This window comes from Anaeromyxobacter sp. SG17, assembly GCF_022690695.1.
In the GTDB taxonomy this organism is placed as follows: Bacteria; Myxococcota; Myxococcia; order Myxococcales; family Anaeromyxobacteraceae; genus Anaeromyxobacter; species Anaeromyxobacter soli.
In genome coordinates this window covers 1-18837 of the sequence record NZ_JALCYX010000041.1, presented here as the reverse complement: position 1 = coordinate 18837, position 18837 = coordinate 1, and the positions used below count along the sequence as shown (strand labels likewise).

General features: G+C 74.9%; 23 protein-coding genes. 16 read left to right on the top strand and 7 right to left on the bottom strand.

The features are described from left to right. Nucleotides 1-10 precede the first annotated feature (10 nt). From MNY60_RS15100 to MNY60_RS15085, 4 genes are all read left to right on the top strand, one after another. Entirely contained in the window at nucleotides 11-850 is an 840-nt protein-coding gene (locus MNY60_RS15100) for an Fpg/Nei family DNA glycosylase (protein ID WP_242360995.1), read from the top strand. Nucleotides 851-1125: 275 nt separating this feature from the next. Beyond that, entirely contained in the window at nucleotides 1126-1515 is a 390-nt protein-coding gene (locus MNY60_RS15095) for a cupin domain-containing protein (RefSeq protein ID WP_242340460.1), read from the top strand. Between the two features lie 77 nt (nucleotides 1516-1592). Continuing rightward, nucleotides 1593-2105, top strand: a complete 513-nt coding sequence (locus MNY60_RS15090) for a TerB family tellurite resistance protein (RefSeq protein WP_242340461.1) — start codon at nucleotides 1593-1595, stop codon at nucleotides 2103-2105. Then, nucleotides 2102-2806, top strand: coding sequence for a spermidine synthase (locus MNY60_RS15085; protein WP_242360993.1), 705 nt, complete (start codon nucleotides 2102-2104; stop codon nucleotides 2804-2806). The genes MNY60_RS15090 and MNY60_RS15085 overlap by 4 nt, the downstream gene beginning before the upstream one ends. A 22-nt stretch (nucleotides 2807-2828) precedes the next feature. On the opposite strand, the gene MNY60_RS15080 is transcribed toward MNY60_RS15085, so the two are convergent. Together MNY60_RS15080 and MNY60_RS15075 are read right to left on the bottom strand one after the other, a co-directional pair. Continuing rightward, on the bottom strand, nucleotides 2829-3779 hold the full coding sequence (locus MNY60_RS15080) for a cation diffusion facilitator family transporter (protein ID WP_242360991.1): 951 nt from the start codon (nucleotides 3777-3779) through the stop codon (nucleotides 2829-2831). Nucleotides 3780-3909: 130 nt separating this feature from the next. After that, on the bottom strand, nucleotides 3910-5094 hold the full coding sequence (locus MNY60_RS15075) for a 6-phosphofructokinase (protein WP_242340464.1): 1185 nt from the start codon (nucleotides 5092-5094) through the stop codon (nucleotides 3910-3912). A 73-nt stretch (nucleotides 5095-5167) separates the two neighbouring features. On the opposite strand from MNY60_RS15075, the gene MNY60_RS15070 reads away from it, so the two are divergent. After that, nucleotides 5168-6940, top strand: coding sequence for a monovalent cation:proton antiporter-2 (CPA2) family protein (locus tag MNY60_RS15070; protein ID WP_242340465.1), 1773 nt, complete (start codon nucleotides 5168-5170; stop codon nucleotides 6938-6940). Here MNY60_RS15070 and MNY60_RS15065 read toward each other — a convergent pair whose 3' ends face one another. Next, entirely contained in the window at nucleotides 6941-7690 is a 750-nt protein-coding gene (locus MNY60_RS15065) for an NYN domain-containing protein (RefSeq protein ID WP_242340466.1), read from the bottom strand. It abuts the gene before it with no gap. Between the two features lie 218 nt (nucleotides 7691-7908). Here MNY60_RS15065 and MNY60_RS15060 point away from each other — a divergent pair, with 218 nt between their 5' ends. Then, nucleotides 7909-8997, top strand: coding sequence for a PLP-dependent aspartate aminotransferase family protein (locus MNY60_RS15060; protein ID WP_242340467.1), 1089 nt, complete (start codon nucleotides 7909-7911; stop codon nucleotides 8995-8997). 127 nt (nucleotides 8998-9124) lie between these two features. Beyond that, a complete protein-coding gene (locus MNY60_RS15055) occupies nucleotides 9125-10069 on the top strand; it encodes an Ig-like domain-containing protein (RefSeq protein ID WP_242360989.1) in 945 nt (314 codons plus the stop codon). Between the two features lie 26 nt (nucleotides 10070-10095). On the opposite strand, the gene MNY60_RS15050 is transcribed toward MNY60_RS15055, so the two are convergent. Beyond that, complete coding sequence (locus MNY60_RS15050) at nucleotides 10096-10716, bottom strand: tRNA-uridine aminocarboxypropyltransferase (protein WP_242360987.1); 621 nt, start codon at nucleotides 10714-10716, stop codon at nucleotides 10096-10098. Nucleotides 10717-10820: 104 nt separating this feature from the next. On the opposite strand from MNY60_RS15050, the gene MNY60_RS15045 reads away from it, so the two are divergent. From MNY60_RS15045 to MNY60_RS15035, 3 genes are all read left to right on the top strand, one after another. Continuing rightward, nucleotides 10821-11429 carry a phosphorylase gene (locus MNY60_RS15045; RefSeq protein ID WP_242360985.1) on the top strand — a complete coding sequence of 203 codons (609 nt, stop codon included), beginning with the start codon at nucleotides 10821-10823 and terminating at the stop codon, nucleotides 11427-11429. After that, nucleotides 11426-11908 carry a Cys-tRNA(Pro) deacylase gene (ybaK, locus tag MNY60_RS15040; RefSeq protein ID WP_242340471.1) on the top strand — a complete coding sequence of 161 codons (483 nt, stop codon included), beginning with the start codon at nucleotides 11426-11428 and terminating at the stop codon, nucleotides 11906-11908. Before MNY60_RS15045 ends, ybaK begins: the two co-directional genes overlap by 4 nt. A gap of 84 nt (nucleotides 11909-11992) precedes the next feature. Next, the gene (locus MNY60_RS15035) at nucleotides 11993-12520 is read left to right on the top strand and encodes a ribonuclease H (RefSeq protein ID WP_242340472.1); all 528 of its coding nucleotides are present in this window, start codon (nucleotides 11993-11995) and stop codon (nucleotides 12518-12520) included. A gap of 9 nt (nucleotides 12521-12529) precedes the next feature. Here the strand turns inward: MNY60_RS15035 and MNY60_RS15030 are convergent, their stop codons facing one another. Beyond that, complete coding sequence (locus tag MNY60_RS15030; protein ID WP_242360983.1) at nucleotides 12530-12724, bottom strand: hypothetical protein; 195 nt, start codon at nucleotides 12722-12724, stop codon at nucleotides 12530-12532. Between the two features lie 133 nt (nucleotides 12725-12857). Here MNY60_RS15030 and MNY60_RS15025 point away from each other — a divergent pair, with 133 nt between their 5' ends. The 5 genes from MNY60_RS15025 to MNY60_RS15005 all read left to right on the top strand — a co-directional run bounded on the left by MNY60_RS15025 (nucleotide 12858) and on the right by MNY60_RS15005 (nucleotide 16751). Continuing rightward, the gene (locus MNY60_RS15025; RefSeq protein ID WP_242360981.1) at nucleotides 12858-14306 is read left to right on the top strand and encodes an aminoacyl-histidine dipeptidase; all 1449 of its coding nucleotides are present in this window, start codon (nucleotides 12858-12860) and stop codon (nucleotides 14304-14306) included. A gap of 143 nt (nucleotides 14307-14449) precedes the next feature. Beyond that, a complete protein-coding gene (locus MNY60_RS15020; protein ID WP_242360979.1) occupies nucleotides 14450-15601 on the top strand; it encodes a DUF748 domain-containing protein in 1152 nt (383 codons plus the stop codon). Next, a complete protein-coding gene (locus tag MNY60_RS24320) occupies nucleotides 15598-16011 on the top strand; it encodes a peptidoglycan-binding domain-containing protein (protein ID WP_242360977.1) in 414 nt (137 codons plus the stop codon). The genes MNY60_RS15020 and MNY60_RS24320 overlap by 4 nt, the downstream gene beginning before the upstream one ends. A 200-nt stretch (nucleotides 16012-16211) precedes the next feature. Then, nucleotides 16212-16403 (top strand): hypothetical protein, encoded by a 192-nt coding sequence (locus MNY60_RS15010; RefSeq protein ID WP_242356415.1) that lies wholly within the window; start codon nucleotides 16212-16214, stop codon nucleotides 16401-16403. A gap of 93 nt (nucleotides 16404-16496) precedes the next feature. Further along, nucleotides 16497-16751: a hypothetical protein gene (locus MNY60_RS15005; RefSeq protein WP_242340478.1), complete on the top strand. Its 255-nt coding sequence runs from the start codon at nucleotides 16497-16499 to the stop codon at nucleotides 16749-16751. 14 nt (nucleotides 16752-16765) lie between these two features. On the opposite strand, the gene MNY60_RS15000 is transcribed toward MNY60_RS15005, so the two are convergent. Both MNY60_RS15000 and MNY60_RS14995 read right to left on the bottom strand, forming a co-directional pair. Continuing rightward, nucleotides 16766-17089 carry an FKBP-type peptidyl-prolyl cis-trans isomerase gene (locus tag MNY60_RS15000; RefSeq protein ID WP_242340479.1) on the bottom strand — a complete coding sequence of 108 codons (324 nt, stop codon included), beginning with the start codon at nucleotides 17087-17089 and terminating at the stop codon, nucleotides 16766-16768. 113 nt (nucleotides 17090-17202) lie between these two features. Beyond that, on the bottom strand, nucleotides 17203-17733 hold the full coding sequence (locus tag MNY60_RS14995) for a ferritin family protein (protein WP_242360975.1): 531 nt from the start codon (nucleotides 17731-17733) through the stop codon (nucleotides 17203-17205). A gap of 210 nt (nucleotides 17734-17943) precedes the next feature. Between MNY60_RS14995 and MNY60_RS14990 the strand changes: the two genes are divergently transcribed. Then, the coding region (locus MNY60_RS14990; protein WP_242360974.1) for a 1-acyl-sn-glycerol-3-phosphate acyltransferase at nucleotides 17944-18837 on the top strand (894 nt) is incomplete at its 3' end.

Below are 18837 nucleotides of genomic sequence, written 5' to 3'. Positions count from 1 at the left end.
CGAGGCGCGCGTGCCAGAGGGCGACACCATCCACCGCGCGGCTTCGAACCTCCACCGGGCGCTCGCGGGCGAGACCGTGGTCCGCTTCGAGACGGTGCTGCCCCCGCTCGCGCGCGTCGACGCGGATCGCCCCGTCGCCGGTCGCACCGTCGAGGGCGTGAGCGCCCGGGGGAAGCACCTCCTCGTCCGCTTCTCCGGGGACCTCTGGCTGCGCAGCCACCTCCGCATGAACGGGAGCTGGCACCTGTACCGCCCCGGCGAGCGCTGGCGGCGCCCGCGGGACGCCATGCGCGTCCTCGTGGAGACCCGCCCCTGGCTCGCGGTGGGCTTCGACCTGCCCGTGGCGGAGCTCCTCGACGCGAGAGGCCTCGCGCGGCAGCCGGACCTCGCCCGGCTCGGGCCCGACCTGCTCGCCCCGGACTTCGACGCCGCCGAGGCGGAGCGCCGGCTGCGCGCGCGGCCGGCGCGCGAGGTCGGCGAGGCGCTGCTCGATCAGGGTGCGCTCGCGGGCGTGGGCAACGAGCTCAAGTCGGAGATCCTGTTCCTCGCCGGCGTGGACCCCTACCGGACGGTCGCCTCGCTCTCCGCCGCCGAGCTGGCCGCGCTGGTCACGGTCGCCCGCCGGGTCCTCCTCGAGGCGGTGGCGCCGTACGGCGCGAGCGCCCCCACCTGGCTCGGCGGCCGGCGCACGACGGGCCGGTCGAACCCCGACGAGCGGCTCTTCGTCTACGGCCGCGCGGGCGAGCCGTGCCGCCGCTGCGGAGCTGCCATCCGGCTCGGTCGCCAGGGCCCCGGCGCCCGCGTGACCTACCACTGCCCGCGCTGCCAGCCGCCGCCCGGCGGCGGATAGCGGACGGCGCGTGGGAGCGCGCGGCCTCGCGATGGCGCGGTCGGGCGGCCCGCTCTGATGGCACCACCCGCTCGCATGGAGCCTGCTGCGACGCACGCTGCCTGCCTGCGCCGGGCGGCCTCGTCGTTGCGCTCCTCGACGTGCCTTACAGGCACGCCTGCGGTGCTCACTCCTCGGAGCGCCCGGCTCGGCGACGGCATCGCGCGTCTCGCGACGGCTCCACGCAAGCGACGGGCGCCATGAGGTATCTTCCGCTCTCTTCTCGGGAGGGTGACATGGCGGGGCAGGACGTCTTCGATCTGGCGAGGCACGTGGCGGCGAGCGCGGCGACGGCGAGGCTGCCGCGGGCGGGGGGCAAGCGGTTCGAGACCGTCTTCCGCCACGGCTCGCTGCAGGTCGAGATCTTCGCGCCGCGCGGCCGCGACACGCAGCGGCCTCACGACCGCGACGAGGTCTACGTCGTCCTCCGCGGCGCCGGCGCCTTCGTGAACGGCACCCAGCGCTTCGCGTTCCGCGCGGGCGACGTGCTCTTCGCCGCCGCCGGCGAGGTCCACTGGTTCGAGGACTTCAGCGAGGATTTCTTCACCTGGGTGCTGTTCTACGGCCCCGAGGGCGGCGAGAAGGCCGCGGCCGCTCCCCCGCCGGCGGGCGGCGCCGCGAAGTAGCAGGAGGCTGCGGCGCCCGCCCAGGGCGTCGGTCGCGACGCGCTGCGCCGCGGCGGGCGACGCGGTAGAAGAAGGCCATGTCGATCCTGGAGTGGCTCGGGCTCGTCCCCCGTGAGGAGCCGGCGCGCGACGCCGGCGTGGTCCATCGCGTCGCCCGTGCCCTCGAGGCGCTCCCGGCGGAGCGCGCGGAGCACCTCGCGCTGTTCGCGTTCCTCCTCGCCCGCGTGGCCAACGTGGATCTCGACGTCCACTCGGCCGAGACCGAGGCCATGGCGCGGATCGTCGAGACCGTCGGCCACCTCCCGAAGGACCAGGCCGCGCTCGTGGTCGAGATCGCGAAGGCGGAGCACCGCGCGAGCGGCGAGACGCAGAACTTCCTCGCGGCCCGGACGTTCCGGGACCAGGCGAGCGACGCCGAGCGGATGGATCTCGTGCACTGCCTCTTCGCGGTCGCCGCCTCGGACGGCGCCATCTCCGTCGCCGAGGAGGAGGCGATCCGCGGGATCTGCGGCGAGCTCCGGCTCACCGAGCGCGACTACGTCGACATCCGCAGCGCGTACTCCGAGCACCGGTCGGTGAACAAGCGGTGATCCCCTGGGAGACGGTGGACCGCGCCCGCGCCCCGGACGGCGCGGAGCTCGTCCTCTCCCGCCGTGGGGAGGAGTGGTCCGTCCGGGCCGCCGGCCGGGTGCTCATGACCAGCCGGACGCACGGCTCGGAGGAGGCGCTCGCCGCCGCGGCGCTCGCGCGGGTCCGCGCCCCGCGCAACGTGCTCGTCGGTGGGCTCGGCCTCGGGTTCACGCTCCGCGCCGCGCTCGACCGGCTCCCGCCCGGCGCGCGCGTGGTGGTGGCCGAGCTGGTCCCCGCGCTCGTGCGCTGGAACCGCGGCCCGGTCGCGCACCTCGCCGGGCGCCCGCTCGACGACGCGCGGGTGCACGTCGCGGAGGGCGACGTCCTCGAGCACCTCACCGCCGGCCGCGGCGCCTGGGACGCGATCCTGCTCGACGTGGACAACGGCCCCTCCGCGCTCGCGCATCCCGCGAACGACCGGCTGTACGGCGAGGCCGGGGTCCGCGCCTGCCGCGACGCGCTCCGCGCCGGCGGCGCGCTCGCGGTCTGGTCGGCCGGTCAGGACCCCCGCTACGTCGCGCGGCTCGGTCGCGCGGGGGTCGCGGCGGAGGCGATCGCCGCGCCAGCGCGCGGCGACGCCGGGGGCGTGCGGCACGTCGTGATCGTGGGCGTGCGCGGGCCCGCGGCGGGGGCGCTCGGCCGCCGCCGAGGGACGGTGTAGCGGGCTCTTGCGGCGGGTCGGCTCAGCGGCCCTGCCCGGCCGGATCCTGGATGGCCGGGGGGGCGCTGCGGTCGAGCTCCTGATCCTCGAACGACACCGAGTCCTCGATCGGCTCGAGGTGCGTCGTCACGGTGAGGTTCGGGATGGCGGCGCGGAGGTCGCGCTCGATCTCCTCGAGCAGCGCGTGCCCGCGCTGCACGGTCCACGCGCCCGGCACGAGGACGTGCACCGAGACGAACCGGCGCGACCCGGCCTGGCGCGTCCGGAGCGCGTGGAACTGCACGTGCTCGGCCGCGTGGCGCGCGAGGACCTCCTCGAGCGCGCGCCGCTCGGCGGCGGCGAGGCCCGTGTCGAGGAGGCCGAGCGCGGAGCGGCGAACGAGGGTCACCCCCGTCCAGACGATGTTGAGCGCGACCGCGATGGCGACGAGCGGGTCGAGCCGTGTCCAGCCGGTGATCCCGACCGCCCCGATGCCGACGAGCACGCCGGCGCTCGTCCACACGTCCGTCATGAGGTGGTGGCCGTCGGCCTCGAGCGCGATGGAGTGGCGACCCTTGCCGGTGCGGATGAGCACCCGCGCCACGGCGAGGTTCACGAGCGAGGCGCCGACCGAGACCGCGAGGCCGAGCCCGAGCCGCTCGAGCGCGCGCGGGTGGACGAGCCGATGGGCGGCGGTCCAGATGATCCCGCCCGCCGCCACGAGGATGAGCGCGCCCTCGAGCCCGCTCGCGAAGTACTCCGCCTTGCCGTGGCCGTACGCGTGGTCCTCGTCCGGCGGCCGCGCCGCGATGGTCACCATCACGAGCGTCATCACGGCCGCGGCGAGGTTGACGATCGACTCGAGCGCGTCGGAGAGGAGGCCGACGGAGCCGGTCATGCGCCAGGCGAGCGTCTTCAGCGCGATGGTCGCGATCGCCGCGCCGATGGAGAGCCAGGCGAAGCGCGCGAGCGAGGATGGGGCGGACCGGGTCATGGCGGCGCGGGCGCGCCGCGAGGCGGCGCCCGCACCCCTTCTGCCCGACCTGCCTCCGCTCCGCAAGCGGCACGGAGCCGCGCTGCGCCGGCCGCCGGGAGCGCGGGCGCTCCCTCCCGCCTCGCCCCGCTCACGCGCGGTTCAGGAAGACGGGCAGCCCCCGCTTGTTCGCGTAGATCGGCCGCAGCCGGTCGGTGTTGTACATCGACGCCACGTCCACCTTGCGGGGCCCGAGCTTCGGATCCGGGATGGGCATGAGGTCGTACTTGCCGTCGACGATCGCCGACATGAGCCCGCTCTTCCCCTCGAGCAGCGCGTCGAAGGCCATCGTGCCGAAGGTGTTCGCGACGAGCTTGTCGACGAAGTCGGGATCGCCCGAGCGGAGATCGTAGGTGAGGTCCGAGACGATCGTCTCCTCGCCGGCTCGCGCCTTGATCGCGTCGGAGAGCGACTCGGCGACGCTCGCCTTCTTGCGGTGGCCGAAGGCGTCGGGCTCCCCGTACTCCTGGACCTTGTAGCCCTCCCACTCGGCGCCCTCGGAGAGGACGACGAGCGCGTAGCTCGAGGGGTTCTGGCGCTTGTCCGTCACGAGCAGGTCGACGATGTGCTCGAGCTTCGGCTTGTGCTCCGGGATGATGCAGCGGATCGAGGTGACGTACGCCGTGTAGAAGGCGGTGAAGCCCGCGTCGCGGCCGAAGATGCGGAAGATGCCGATCCGCTCGTGCGAGCCGACGGTCGTCCGCTGCCGCTCGATGGCCGAGATCGCGCGCGTGATCGCCGTCGAGAAGCCGACGCAGTACTCGGTGTTCCGCACATCGTTGTCCATCGTCTTCGGGATGGCGATCACCTTCGCGCCGAGCTCGTGCAGCCGCGCGGCGTAGGAGAGGGTGTCGTCGCCGCCGATGGGCAAGAGGTAGTCGAGCTTCAGGCCCTCGAGGTTCGCGAGCACCGCGCTCGAGACGTCGTGGGTCGTCGAGGTCTGGCCCTGCTTCGTCGTCTGCGCGGTCGGGAAGGTGCGGCCGGCGAGGTGGGGCGGGAGCTGCTTCATCCGCGCGGGGTTCGTCCGGCTCGAGTGCAGGAACGTCCCGCCGGTCCGGTCGATGGTGCGGGTGTTCTCGCGGGTGAGCGGCAGCACGTAGCGGCCGCGGCTCGCCGGATCGTCGAGGTTCAGGTGGGTGAGCCCTTCCCACCCGCGCCGGATGCCGACGACCTCCATCTGGTGGTCCGCGGCCCGGTAGACGACGCTCTTGATGACGGAGTTCAGGCCGGGGACGTCGCCCCCACCCGTGAGGATGCCGACGCGCATGCGTGCCATGCGGGTAATCCTAGGCGCACTTCGCCCGGAGCGCCGCTAAGAACCGGCAGTCGGCCCCCCGCGGAGGTCCCCCGTGCCGTTCCTGCGCTCGGCGTTCGTCTACCTCGCCGCTGCCGTCGTCGTGGTGCCGCTCGCGGCGCGTGTCGGCCTGGGCTCCGTCCTCGGCTACCTGGTCGCCGGGGCGATCGTGGGGCCGCAGGGGCTCGCCCTCTCGGGCGACGCCGAGGGCGTGCTCCGCGTCGCCGAGCTGGGCGTCGTGCTCCTCCTCTTCCTCGTGGGCCTGGAGCTCGACCCCCGCCGCCTCGTCGAGCTGCGCCGGGACGTGTTCGGCCGCGGCGCGCTCCAGGTCGCGGTGACCTCGCTCGCCATCGCCGGGGTGGCGCTCGCCCTCGGGGTGCCGTGGCGAACTGCCGCGGTCGCCGGGCTGGGTCTCTCGCTCTCCTCCACCGCGCTCGTGGTGCAGCTCCTCGGGGAGCGGAACGAGCTCGGGACGCGGCACGGCCAGCTGGCGTTCGCCATCCTGCTCTTCCAGGACCTCGCGGTGATCCCGCTGCTCGCGCTCCTCCCCGCGCTCGGCGCGCGCACGCCCGCGGCGGCGCCCGCGTGGCTCACGGTCGCGAAGGCGGTGGCGGTCGTCGGCGGCGTGGTGGTCGCGAGCCGCCTCGTGGCGCGCCCGGTGTTCCGGTTCGTGGCGTCGCTCAGGAACCCCGAGCTCTTCACCGCGACCGCGCTCCTCCTCGTCGCGGGTACCGCGCTCGCCGTCTCGGCCGCCGGGCTGTCCATGGCGCTCGGCGCCTTCCTCGCCGGCGTGCTGCTCGCCACCTCCGAGTACCGCCACGAGCTCGAGGCGGACGTCGCGCCGTTCAAGGGGCTCCTGCTCGGGCTCTTCTTCCTCGCGGTCGGCATGACCGCCGATCTGCGAGTGCTCGCCCTGCGCCCGCTCGCGGTCGCCGGCGTCGTCCTCGGCCTGGTCGCCCTGAAGGCCCTCGTGGCCTTCGCCGTCGGCCGGCGGGCCCTCGGGAGCGCGGAGCCCGCGCTCGCGCTCGGGCTCCTCCTCTCGCAGGGCGGCGAGTTCGCCTTCGTGCTCTTCCGGCTGGCCGCGGCCGACGGCGTCATGGACCCGGGAGTCGCCGCGCTCCTCGTCGTGGCGGTCACGCTCTCGATGGCGACGACGCCCGTGCTCTTCGCGCTGCACGCGCTCGTGGGGAGGCGCCTGCTGCGGCGCGGCCCGGCGCGCGAGTTCGACGTCGTGCCCCCCGGCGATCCCTGCGTGGTGATCGCAGGATTCGGGCGGGTGGGGCAGGTGGTCGGCCGCGTCCTCGCCGCGAAGCGAATCACCTTCACCGCCATCGACGCCAGCCCCGAGCACATCGACTTCATCCGGCGCTTCGGCAACAAGGTCTTCTACGGCGACGTCTCGCGCCTCGACCTCCTGCGCTCGGCGCGGGTCGAGCGGGCGCGCCTGTTCGTCCTCGCCATCGACGACGTGGACGCGTCGGTGCGCACGGCGGAGGTGGTGCGCGAGCACTTCCCGCAGGTGGCGATCCTCGCGCGCGCCCGCAACCGGCAGCACGCGTACCGGCTGCGCCGCCTCGGCATCCGGCGCATCGTGCGCGAGACGCTCCACTCCTCGCTCGTCATGACCTCGGACGTGCTCGAAGCGCTGGGGGTGGATTACGCCGAGGCGCGGAGCGCCGTCGAGCGCTTCCGTGAGCACGACGAGGCGCAGTTCGAGGCCTCCTGGCAGCACCAGGACGACCTCGACAAGCTCACCGACATCGCGCGGCGCGGCCGCGAGGAGCTGGAGCGATTGTTCGAGGAGGACGCGCGCCAGCGCCCGGCCTAGCTACGCCGGCACCACGTACCACTGCCCCTTCGCGCCCTGCTCCAGCTTCAGGAGCCCTTCCTTCTCCATCGCCTCGAGGAGGCGGCTGAAGGACGAGAAGCCGTGGTCGCGCTCGTCGAAGTCCGGCTCGCGACGCACGATGGCGGCCTTGATCGCGGAGGGGTTCACCGGTCCGCTCGCGCGGGCGAGCATCGCCGCGGCCGCCTCGCGGGCGACGACCGGGATCGCCTTCTCCTTCACCGGCCGGTCCTTCTCCTTCGGCTCCGCGGCGCGCCGCTTCCCGCCGGGACGCAGGTAGATGAACTCGTCGCAGGCCTTCACGAACAGCGGGCTCGTCGACTCGCGCACCGCCATCCCGATCACCACGCGGTCGTTCTCGCGCAGCTTGTAGGCGAGCGGGCAGAAGTCGGAGTCGCCGGAGGCGATGACGAAGGTGTCGATGTGCTCGCGCAGGTAGGCGAGCTCGAGGGCGTCGATGACGAGCCGCATGTCGGCGCCGTTCTTCCCGGCGCGGGTCGAGGGCGGCACGTCGACGAGCTCGACGCCCTTGTCGTGGAGCCGCTGCGTCGCGTCGGAGAACCGGGTCCAGTCCGCGTAGGCGCGGCGGAAGACGACCTTGCCCTTCTCGAGGAGCGTGTCGAGCGCCGGCTGGAGGTCGAACGTCTCCGCCGAGAGGCCGGTGCGGGTGACGAGGTTCTCGAAGTCGATGAACAGGGCGATGCGCTGATCGTGGCTGGTGTCGCGCTTCATTCGGTCTCCCGGGCCCGGACGTGGGCCCGCGCGCGCACCCTGTCAGGGAAGAGGCCCCGGCGCAAGCGAATGGCGGCTCGAGCGGGCTCCATGCGGGCTTCGCGGGCGGCGCGCACGCTGAGCGTAATCGGGAGGCCACCCGCGCGCTCGGCGGCCTGTGACGCGCCGGCGGCGCGCGGGGCTTGCCGTGGACCGGCCGGGGCCGGAGGATGCCGCCCATGGACGACCTCCTCCGGCCCGACACCCTCGCCCTCCACGCGGACGCCGCCGTCGAGCCCACCGCCGACATCGCGCCGCCCATCCACGTCTCGACGACCTTCGCGGCGGACAACGACGCCGGGCTCGTCTACGCACGCAACGATCAGCCGACGCGGCGGCGGCTCGAGGCGGTGCTCGGCGCGCTCGACGGCGGACACGCGGTGACGTTCGCCTCCGGGCAGGCGGCCGCCACGGCGGCGCTCCTGCACCTGCGGCCGCGCCGCGTGGCGATCGCGACGGGCGGCTACCACGGGACGCACGCGGCCATCGACGCGCTCGCGCCGTTCGGCGTGGAGAAGGTCGCCCTCGAGGCCGACCTCGGCGCGGGGGACGTGGTGTGGCTCGAGACCCCGAAGAACCCGACCTGCGAGCTGCAGGACATCGCCGCGCACGTCGCGCGCGCGCGACCGGCCGGAGCGCGCGTCGTCGTCGACGGCACGTTCGCGACCCCCGTGCTGCAGGCGCCGCTCGCGCTCGGCGCGGACCTCGTCTACCACTCGATGACGAAGTTCCTCGCCGGCCACTCCGACGCGCTCGGCGGCGTCCTGGTCGCCCGCGATCCCGCCCTGGCGGACGGGCTCCGCGCGACCCGCACCGTCACGGGCGGCGTCCCCGGCGCGCTCGAGACCTGGCTCGTCCTGCGCGGGGTCCGCACGCTCGGCCTGCGCGTGCGGCAGCAGACCGCGACCGCGACCCGGCTCGCGGCGTTCCTCGAGCCGCGCGTCGCGCGCGTGTGGCACCCGTCGCTCCCCTCGCACCCGGGCCACGCCCTGGCGAAGCGGCAGATGCGCGGGCCGGGCCCGATCCTGTCCATCGAGCTCGCGACGGAGGCCGCCGCGCGGGAGCTCCCGGGGGCCCTGCGCCTCTTCCGCGACGCCACGTCTCTCGGCGGGGTGGAGTCGCTCATCGAGTGGCGACGCAAGCAGGATCCGCACGCGCCGCCGGCGCTCCTGCGGCTCGCGGTCGGGATCGAGGATCCCGAGGACCTCGAGCGCGATCTCGCCCGAGGGCTCGCGGCGATCGGCGGGCGCTCTAGCCCCCGGCCGTGACGGCGGGCGGCCTCACGCCCCGTGACGGTGTCCCGACATCGACGGACTCGCATCCGTCCCCCTGCGACATCACCGTCCGAGCGGGCAGGCGTCCGTCCGGGCGCCGCGTCTCCAGGGGGAAGAAAGCATGCTCGCCTACCGTCACACCGCTCGAAGGCTCGCCGTCCTCACTTTCGCCGCCGTCTCGCTCGCCGCCTGCAGCGGCGAGAAGAGCCCCGCTGCAGGCCCTCACCTGGCCGGGATCCAGGTCCAGCCGGCCAGCGCCGGGGTGGTCTCCGTCCTGGTCGGGGAGTCCGTGCGACTCACCGCGACGGGGACGTACTCCGACGGCACGACGCGCGACGTCACGGCAGAGGTCGTGTGGAGCTCGGCGGCCCCCGAGATCGTCGCCGTCTCGAACGCGGCGGCCGACGCCGGGCTCGCGACGAGCGCGTCCGTCGGGACGAGCGAGGTCAGCGCCACCGAGCCGATGAGCGGGGTCACGGGGAGGGTGACGGTGGAGGTCGTCCCGCCGATCGTGTCGCTCGCCGTGTCGCCCATCGATCCGACGCTGCTCGTGGGCACCACGCTGCAGCTCCAGGCGGACGGCACGCTCGTGGACGACACCACGGCCGACGTCACCGCGACGGTCACCTGGACGACTTCGGACGCCGCCGTCGCGACGGTGTCTCCGGGCGGGCTCGTCACCGCGGTCGCGGTCGGGACCGCCACGATCACCGCCGTGGAGCCGGTCTCCGGCGCGACGGCGAGCATCACCGTGGAGGTGACGACGCTGCCGGCGGCGCTCTCCTACCTCGGCCTCTCCCGCGGGTCGGTCATCGGCGGCGGCCCGGTGCAGGTCGTCGGCACCGTCGCGCTGACCTCGCCGGCGACGGAGGACGTCATCGTCACGCTGACGAGCAGCAACGCCGCGGTCGGGGTCCCCGAGACCGTGACCGTGCCGGCGGGTGCGCAGAGCGCGACCTTCGCCGTGACGACGTCCGCGGTGACCCGCAGGACCAAGGTGACCCTCACCGCCACGGACGGGACGAGCACCAAGACCGCGTCGCTGAACCTGCGCGTGGCGAAGTAGCGCCCGCGCCTTCCGCGGCGTCCCGGCTACCCGCTGCCCGCCCACCGGCTCCCTGGCCGGTGGCGCGGGCTGCGCCGTTCTCCGCGCGCGCAGGCGAGCTGCTTCTCGACGCTCGCGCGGAACGCCCGGACGAGCGGCTCGAAGCGCGCGGGAGCGCCCTCGAGCGCGCCCAGGGCGAGCGCGACCGCCTCCGCGGTGGAGAGGTGCTCGGGCCCCGGCTCGCGGCGCAGGCCGCCGTAGCCGCTCGGCCGCGCCGGCACGATCCCGACCCGCGGCAGCGCCGCGAGCGTGGGCGTCGCCCGGATCATCTTCACCGCCTGAGGCCACGTCCCGTCGACGGCGAAGAGCACGGGGGGCGGCGCGCCGGCGAGCGCCTCGGCGGGCACGGCGCCGTCGCCGGGGAAGAGCAGCGCCGCCCCCGGCGTCGCGGCCGCCGCGCGAACGGCGGGGTGTTCCTCGAACGCGACGCCGCGGTGGAGCTCGCAGTTCTCGAGCGCGAGCCGGGTGAGCCAGGCGCTGCAGATCGCGAGGCGCGCCTCGCGCGGATGCTGGAGCAGCACGACGCGCGTCCGCGACGGGATCACCGGGAGGTCCGCGCAGGCGCAGAGCTCCGTGGGGCGCAGGCAGCGGCGGCAGGTCGGGCGCATGGGAGAGCGCGGGAGGAAAGCACGGCGCCGGGCGCGCGTCGAGCGGCCCCGGAGCCGCCAGGAACGCGCCGCCCGTGCGCCCCGGTTGGCGTACCATGCGCGCCATGCCCGCTCGCCCCGCCCGCCTGCTGCTCGCGGCGTTCCCTCCGGAGCTCGCCGGCCTCGACGCCGCGCCGCCCGAGGGCTGGGCGGTCGCCTGCACCGGCGTCGGCGCCCTCGCGGCGGCCGTGGAGACCGCGCGGCTCCTCGCCCTTCACGCGCCGGAGCGCGTCCTGTTCGTCGGGACCTGCGGCGCGTACGACGCGCGGCTCGCGCCGGGCGAGCTCATCGCGGCGTCTGAGGCCATCGCGACCTCGCTCGACGAGCGGGCCGGCCGCGCCTATCGCCCCGCGCTCGAGCGCACCCGCTGGCCCGCCACCTTCACGCTGCCGCTCCCCGCGCACCGCGTGGCCGTCCCGCCCGCGATCACGCTCACGGAGGAGGGCGCGCGCGCGCTCGCGGAGGTGGCCGCCGCGGAGCACCTCGAGCTCACGGGCGTCTTCGCCGCGTGCGCCGCGGCGAACGTGCTTGCGGCCGCAGCGCTCGCCGTCGCGAACCGGGTCGGCCCCGGGGCGCACGAGCAGTGGAAGGCCAACCACGCCACCGCGAGCCGGGCGCTCGTCGCGGCGCTGCGCGAGCGCGGCGTGTTCGGCGCGGAGGAGCTCCTCGAATGAGCAAGACCCCGTCGACCCCCGCCACCCGGCTCCTGCGCCAGCAGAAGGTCCCGTACACCGAGCACGTCTACCGCTACGAGGAGCACGGCGGCACGGCGGTGTCCTCGCGGGAGCTGGGCGTCCCGGAGCACGCCGTGGTGAAGACGCTCGTCATGGAGGACGAGACCGGCGCCCCGCTCGTCGTGCTCATGCACGGCGACCGCGAGGTCTCGACGAAGGCGCTCGCCCGTCAGCTCGGGAAGAAGACGGTGCAGATCTGCAAGCCGGACGTCGCCCAGCGCCACAGCGGCTATCTCGTCGGCGGCACGAGCCCGTTCGGAACGCGCAAGGCGATGCCGGTGCACGTCGAGCGGACAATTCTCGAGCTGCCGAAGCTCTACGTGAACGGCGGCTCGCGCGGCTTCCTCGTCGGGATCGCGCCCGCCGACCTCGTGCGCGTCCTCTCCCCCGTCCCCGTGGACGTCGCCATCGAGCAGTAGAGGCGGGCGCGTAGACCGCACGTGGTCACGAGCGGGGTCGAGGTCGGGGTCGGGGTCAGATCCCTCCGCTACCTTGCCGCCCCCATGCCGAAAGACGCTCCCGCCCGCTACATCGCCTTCTCCGACGGCTCCTCCCTCTCGAACCCCGGCGGCCCGGGCGGCACGGGCTTCGTCGTCGTCGACCGCGTCCGGCCCGCGCTCCGCTTCGGCGCGACGCGCTGGGTGCAGGACGGCACGTACGCGGTCACGAACAACCGGATGGAGCTGCGCGCCGTCCTCGAGGCGCTCCAGGGGCTGCCCGCGGGCGAGTCGGTCGAGGTCGTCTCGGACTCGCGCTACGTGGTGGACGCCCTCTCGAAGTGGATCCACGGCTGGCGCAAGAAGGGCTGGAAGACGGCCGCCGGCGAGCCGGTGCTGAACCGCGACCTCATCGAGGCGCTCGACGCGCGCGGCCGGGAGCTCTCCGTCCGCTACGCCTGGGTCCGGGGCCACGACGGGCACGCGGTGAACGAGGTCGTCGACGCGCTGGCCCAGTCGGCGGCGCGGGGTGTCCCCGGGCCGACGGAGGCGAGCGTCGTCGAGGCGCTTCGCGCGGCCGCCGTCATCCGCTGAGCGCTGCAGTCACCAGGAGGCGAGCCGGCACTCCTCGCACGCCTGCATGAAGTGGCCGTACGGGGCGAGGCAGCGCAGGCAGGTGCGGCGGCCGCAGAGCGCGCACGACCGGGCATCCCGGGGCCGGAGCCGCTCGCCGCAGGAGGCGCAGCGCTCGAGGTCTTCCTCCGACCGGGGGCGTGGCGATGGTGCGGCGGGATCCACGCCGGGAACGTCGCACCTCCGCCGCTCCGTGGCACGCCCCCGGGAGGGAGGGGTCGCCTGCCACGCGGTCCGGGCGCCGGGCGGGGCCGTGGTACCCTGCGCGCCCATTCCATTCCGGCACCGGAGGCCACCCATGAGCGATCTCCTCAGCGACCTCGAGCCCAGGCTCCTCTGGCGGTACTTCCTCGAGCTCTCCCGGATCCCGCGCGGCTCGAAGCACGAGGCGCAGGCGGCCCGCTGGGTCGCCGACCAGGGCCGCGCGCTCGGCTGCGAGGTCCTGACCGACGCGCTCGGGAACGTCCTCATCCGCAAGCCGGGCACGAAGGGCCGCGAGGACCGCCCGGGCGTGTGCCTCCAGGGCCACGTCGACATGGTCTGCGAGAAGAACGAGGGCACCCCCCACGACTTCGCGAAGGACCCCATCCCCGTGTACCGCGACGGCGAGGTGGTGCGCGCCCGCGGCACGACGCTCGGCGCCGACAACGGCATCGGCGTCGCGGCGGGCCTCGCGGTGCTCGCGAGCCAGGACGTCCGCCACGGCCCGGTCGAGGTGCTCCTCACGATCGACGAGGAGACGGGGCTCACCGGGGCGAAGGGCGTCGCGCCGGGCTGGTTCCGCTCGCCCTACCTCCTGAACCTCGACAGCGAGGAGGAGGGGGAGCTCACCATCGGCTGCGCCGGCGGCGTGGACACGGTCGCGACCCGCAAGGTCGCCCTCTCGGCGCCCGCCCCGGGCACCCTGCCGCTCCGGATCAAGCTCTCGGGCCTGAAGGGCGGCCACTCCGGCGTGGACATCGCCGCGGGTCGCGGCAACTCCATCCGCATCCTGGCCCAGGTGCTCGACGCACTCGTGGAGCGGCACGGGATCGCGCTCGCGACGGTGAGCGGCGGGAACAAGCGGAACGCCATCCCGCGCGAGGCCTCGGCGATGGTGCGCGTGGACGCGGGGCGCGAGGCCGCGCTGCGGGAGGACGTGGCGCGCCTCGCGCGCGAGTGGCGCGCCGCGCTCGGCGCGTTCGACCCGAACCTCGCGATCGACGTGGAGCCGGGCGAGGCCGATCGCGTGATGTCGCCCGGCGACGCGCGCGCCGTCCTCGGGCTCCTCCTCGCCGGGCCGCACGGCGTCGAGGCGATGAGCCCGGCCATCCCCGGCCTCGTCCAGACCTCGACGAACCTCGGGCTCGTCCAGACGCAGGACGGGACGGTGCTCGTGACCTTCCTCACCCGCAGCGCCATCGACGCCTCGCGCCAGGCGCTGGCCGCGCGCATCGCGGCGGCGTGCGCGCTCGCCGGCTTCGAGGCGAGCCAGGAGGGCGGCTACCCGGGGTGGAAGCCGGAGCCCGGGTCCTCGCTCGTGAAGCTCGTGGACCGGGTGCACGCGGAGGTGTTCGGGAAGCCGATGATCGTGAAGGCGATCCACGCCGGGCTCGAGTGCGGCCTCATCGGCGAGAAGTACCCGGGCGTCGAGATGGCCTCGATCGGCCCCGACATCAAGGACGCGCACACGCCCGACGAGCACGCGCGCATCGCCTCGGTGGCGGCGTTCTGGAGGCTGCTCGTGGCCGTGCTCGAGCGCGTCTGAGCGCCCGGGGCGCGACGGCGTGAGCCGCTCGCGCGGTGACCAGGGGGCGCGCGCGTCGGGCGGCCGGGCGGCCCCCGCGTCGCCCTCGCCTCGAGTCGCGTGCGCGCGCGGCGGCGGGTTCCCAGCTTTCGCTGGGGGTCTCGATGCGCCGCGGCCGCAAGCGCCTCCTCGTAGCGCTCGCCATCCTGTTCGTCGTGCTGGTCGGCGCTCGCGCGGCGCTCGACCCGCTCGTCACCTGGCGGACGCGCAAGGTGCTCGCGGGGATGGAGGGGATGCGCGGGCGCTTCCAGGACGTCGAGGTGAGCGTCCACGACCTGTCCTACGCCATCCGCGGCCTGCGCATCGAGAAGCTCGCGCCGGGCGGCTCGGCGCTCCCGTACTTCCAGGTCGAGCGCGCGAGCTTCGGCCTCTACTTCAAGGAGCTCGTCCGCGGACACGTCGTCGCCGCCGTCGAGCTCGAGAAGCCCAAGCTCACGCTCGTGAGCGCCAAGGAGCAGCCGAGGAAGCAGGGCGCCGCGGAGGCGCCGCAGGTCGGCCACGGGATCGAGGCGCTCGCGCCGTTCCGGCTCGATCGCCTCCAGGTGAAGGACGGGGAGCTCCGCTGGGTGGACGAGCGCGAGCCGGAGCGGCCGGAGCTCTGGGTGCACCGGATCGAGGGGACGCTCGAGAACTTCGCGACGCGGAAGGCGCTCGCCAAGAACGAGCCGACGGTGCTCGCCGCGCGCGGCGTGCTGCAGCGCTCGGGCGCCGTCTCGCTCTTCGCGACCGCGGACCCGCTCGCGAAGAAGCTCACGTTCGCCGGGCAGGGCCGGCTCGAGCGCCTGCAGCTCGTCGAGCTCGCCTCGATCGTCGGCGCGAAGGCGGGGATCGCGCCCGACAAGGGCGAGCTCGACATGTCGCTCCGCTTCCGCGCCGAGGGCGGGAAGATCTCGGGCGGCGTCCGCCCCATCCTGAAGGACGCCGGGACGAGGCCGGCGAAGCCGGGGCTCGGGCCGAAGCTGAAGTCGCTCCTCGCCGACGTGACGCTCAGCATCTTCAAGGACGACGTCCCCGGCCGCGAGGCGGTCGCCACGACGATCCCGATCCAGGGGACCGTCGACGATCCAGAGGCGCAGGCCGTCCCGACCATCCTGGGGATCGTGCGGAACGCGTTCGTCCGCGGCCTCGAGGACGGCCTCTCCGGCCTGCCGCCGCCCGAGGCGAAGAGGCCCGAGAACGTCGTCGAGCAGGCGAGGCGCGCGCTGTCGCCCAGGCGGGAGGCGCAGCCGCGCGCCCAGCCGACGGGGGAGAAGTGATCCGGCGGCGGACGCTCGTGGTCGCCGTCGCGCTCGCGGCCGCGGCGTGCCGCCATCCGCAGCACCCCACCTCGCCGGCGGGCGGCGAGTCGCCCCGGCCCGAGGCGCCGGACCGCGCGGGGGAGAAGGGCGTCCCGCCGAAGGCCGGGCGGCCGCGCATCCCGGCGGGCCCCGAGGCGCTCCTCGCCCCCGGGGCGGTGAAGGACATCCAGGGCGCCCTCGCGGATCGCGGCCTCCTCGGGGAGCACCGCGCGGGAGAGCTCGACGCGCCGACCTCGCGCGCGCTTCGCAAGTTCCAGGAATCGCAGGACCTCGCCGCGACCGGCTTCCCGGACCGCGAGACCCTGCAGCGGCTGGGGGTCGACCCCGACCGCGCCTACGGGCGCGAGGGGGGCGGGGAGGGGGACTGAACGCCCGGTCCGCCGGGGCAGCCATCCTCGCCCGGGCGAGCTCGCCGGATCCGAGCCGGCTCCCGCGCGGGCCCACGCGCCGGCGGGCGGCAGGCCCGGCGGACACGCGCGCGCCTCCGCGGTAGATTCGGCGCGGGCAAGCCCCGGAGGCGGTCATCGAGCTCTTCCTCGATCGCGGAAACCCCCTGCACTGGCTCGCCGTGGCGGTGCTCCTCGTCTCGGGCCTCGCGTGCGCCTGGCTCGGAGTCCGGGACGGATTCCTGCGCAGGTCGATGCGCACGAGCGCGGGGACGCTGACGGGGGGCCGGGCCATGGCCGCGGGCGCGCTCTACGTCGCGACCGGCCTCGCCGGCGTGTGGGGCGGCGTGGCGTTCCTGCTCCGAGCGCGGTGAAAGCGCACGTCCCCGCTTCGGCCGAACACATCGAGGACGCCGCCGGCGAGCGGGCCACGCTGCTAGCGTGCTCGGAGCAGCGCGGAGGTGAACATGGCCCTGTTGCCGACCGCCCCGGAGCCGGACTGCTGGCAGCTCGAGGGGGAGGACGACGCGTCGACGCCGCCGACCGTCGCCCGGGTGCTGAACACCGTGGGGACCCGCCGCGAGTGGCGACGCGCCGGGTTCCCGGTGCTCTTCGACGAGGCCGGGGAGGTGAGGCACGTCCAGCGCTGCGGGCGGACGTACCGCTTCCGCCGCGTGGACGACGAGCACGCGGCTCGCCTGCCGCACTGCCAGCCGCTCTGATCCGGCCTGCTCGCTCAGTAAACCGCGAGCAGCTCGACCTCGAACACGAGCGTCGCGTCGGGCGGGATCGCCGGCGGCGCTCCGCGCGCCCCGTAGGCGAGGTCCGGGGGCAGCGTGAGCTTTCGCTTGCCGCCGACGCGCATCCCCGCGACGCCGCGGTCCCAGCCCTCGATCACCTCTCCGGCGCCGAGCCGGAACGAGAACGGATCGCCGCCGACGGACGAGTCGAACTGCTTCCCGTCGGTGAGCCAGCCCGTGTAGTGCACCTCGACCGTCTTGCCCCGCACCGCCTCCGGGCCCTTCCCCTTCACGACGTCCTCGATCTTCGGCTTGGCCATGCGTGTACTCCTCGCGCTCGGGTGGTCGGGGCACCATCCTAGACGACAGCTCGTGATACGCGATTCCTCAGGTGACGCGAAACGTAATCGGCCGTCGTCGCGCAGGCCGGCCGTCAATTCCCGGGATCGGAGCCCGGCTCGTCCGCGTCCTCCTCCTCGACGTCCGGGCCGGGCGGCAGCTTCTCGAGCCGGTCCCGCACGAGGGTCTGGTGCTTCTGCTCCTCGGCGCGCAGCTCCTCGAAGAGCGCCCGCACGTCCGGATCCTTCACGTAGGGCAGCGCGGAGGAGAAGAAGTCGAACGCCTTCTTCTCGGACGAGAGCGCGACCTCCAGCGCCTGGCGGGCGGACATGAACACGCGCGGCTGGCCGGGGTCGGGGGCCTCGATGTCGTACAGCTGCTCGCGCGAGACGCGCCGCGGGGCGTCGCCGAACCTCGCGCGGCGCCGCTCGGCGAGCTCCGTGCCGTGGCGCTTCTCGTAGGAGGCCATGAGCATGAACATGTCGGAGGCGTCCCCGGCGTAGCGGCCGCCCACGATCCGGGTGAACTCCTGGTAACGATCGCGCGCCTCCTCCTCGATCAGGATCGCGAGATCGAGGGCGTCCTGCAGGTTCAGCTTGGCGAAGTCGATCGCGGCGTCGTTCATGGTTCCTCCAGGCGTGGGCGCCTGCGCTGCGCGGGTCGAGGGAGCCCAGCAGACCTAACGCTGCACATCGCCGAGCGATGCACCGCCCTGGGTCTCCGTGTGGGGGCTTCTCGCCCCGGCGGCTGGAGCGCAGCGTTGCCGTGGCCCGCCCGGGAGCCGGACGTGCGGGCGAGGCGGTTCCCGAGCTTGCCCGGCCCACAGGCCCTCAGGATGTCCACGCCGCATCGCCCCTCGGCGCTCGAGCCGGCCGCGCCCCCGGCCATCGACGAGGCGCTCGTCGGCGGGAAGCTCGTCCCCCTGATGGAGCGGCTCGTCCGGCTCGGGTGGTTCTCGTTCGAGGTGGAGGGAGCGGAGCACCTCCCGCGGAGCGGCCGGCTCGTCCTCGCGCCCAACCACGCGGGCTGGTTCGCGCTCGACGCGTTCTTCCTCGCGCTGGCGGTGCGCCGCGTCCTCGGGCGCGAGGCGAGCCCGTACTTCGCCGCGGCCGACGCGGCGCTGGCCGCGCCGCTCCTCGGGCCGTTCCTGCGGCGCCTCGGCGCGCTGCCGGCGTCGTCCTTCCGGCGTCCCGAGCGCCTCCCGCCGGAGATCCGCACGGTCGGCGTGTTCCCGGAGGGCGTCGAGGGGAACACGAAGCCCTTCTGGGAGGCCTACCGGATGCGGCCGTGGAACCGCGGGTTCGTCCGCGTCGCCGCGGCCCTGGACGCGCCCATCGTCCCCGTCGCGATCCTCGGGGGCGAGGAGAGCCTGCCGGTGGCCTGGACGGTGCGCTTCCTCGAGCCGCTCATCGGCTCCTCCATCGGGCTGCCGGTGTTCGCCCTCCCGTTGCCGGCGCGCTGGAAGGTGGTGTTCCACCCGCCCGTCGAGGTCGGCGCGCGCGGGCGCGACGCGCTCGTCGACTCCGAGTACAGCAGCGCCGTCGCGCGCGAGGTGCAGCGCACGGTGCAGGCGACCCTCGACCACGCCGCGGCGCACCGGACGCTCGCGCAGGTCGCCTCGCTCGTCGCGCTCGTGCGCGGAGCGCGCCACGCCGAGGCGGAGGAGGCCGCCGGGCCGCCCACCCCGCCGCGCGGCGCGGCGCGCGAGCGGCGCGCCTCGCCCCCGGCG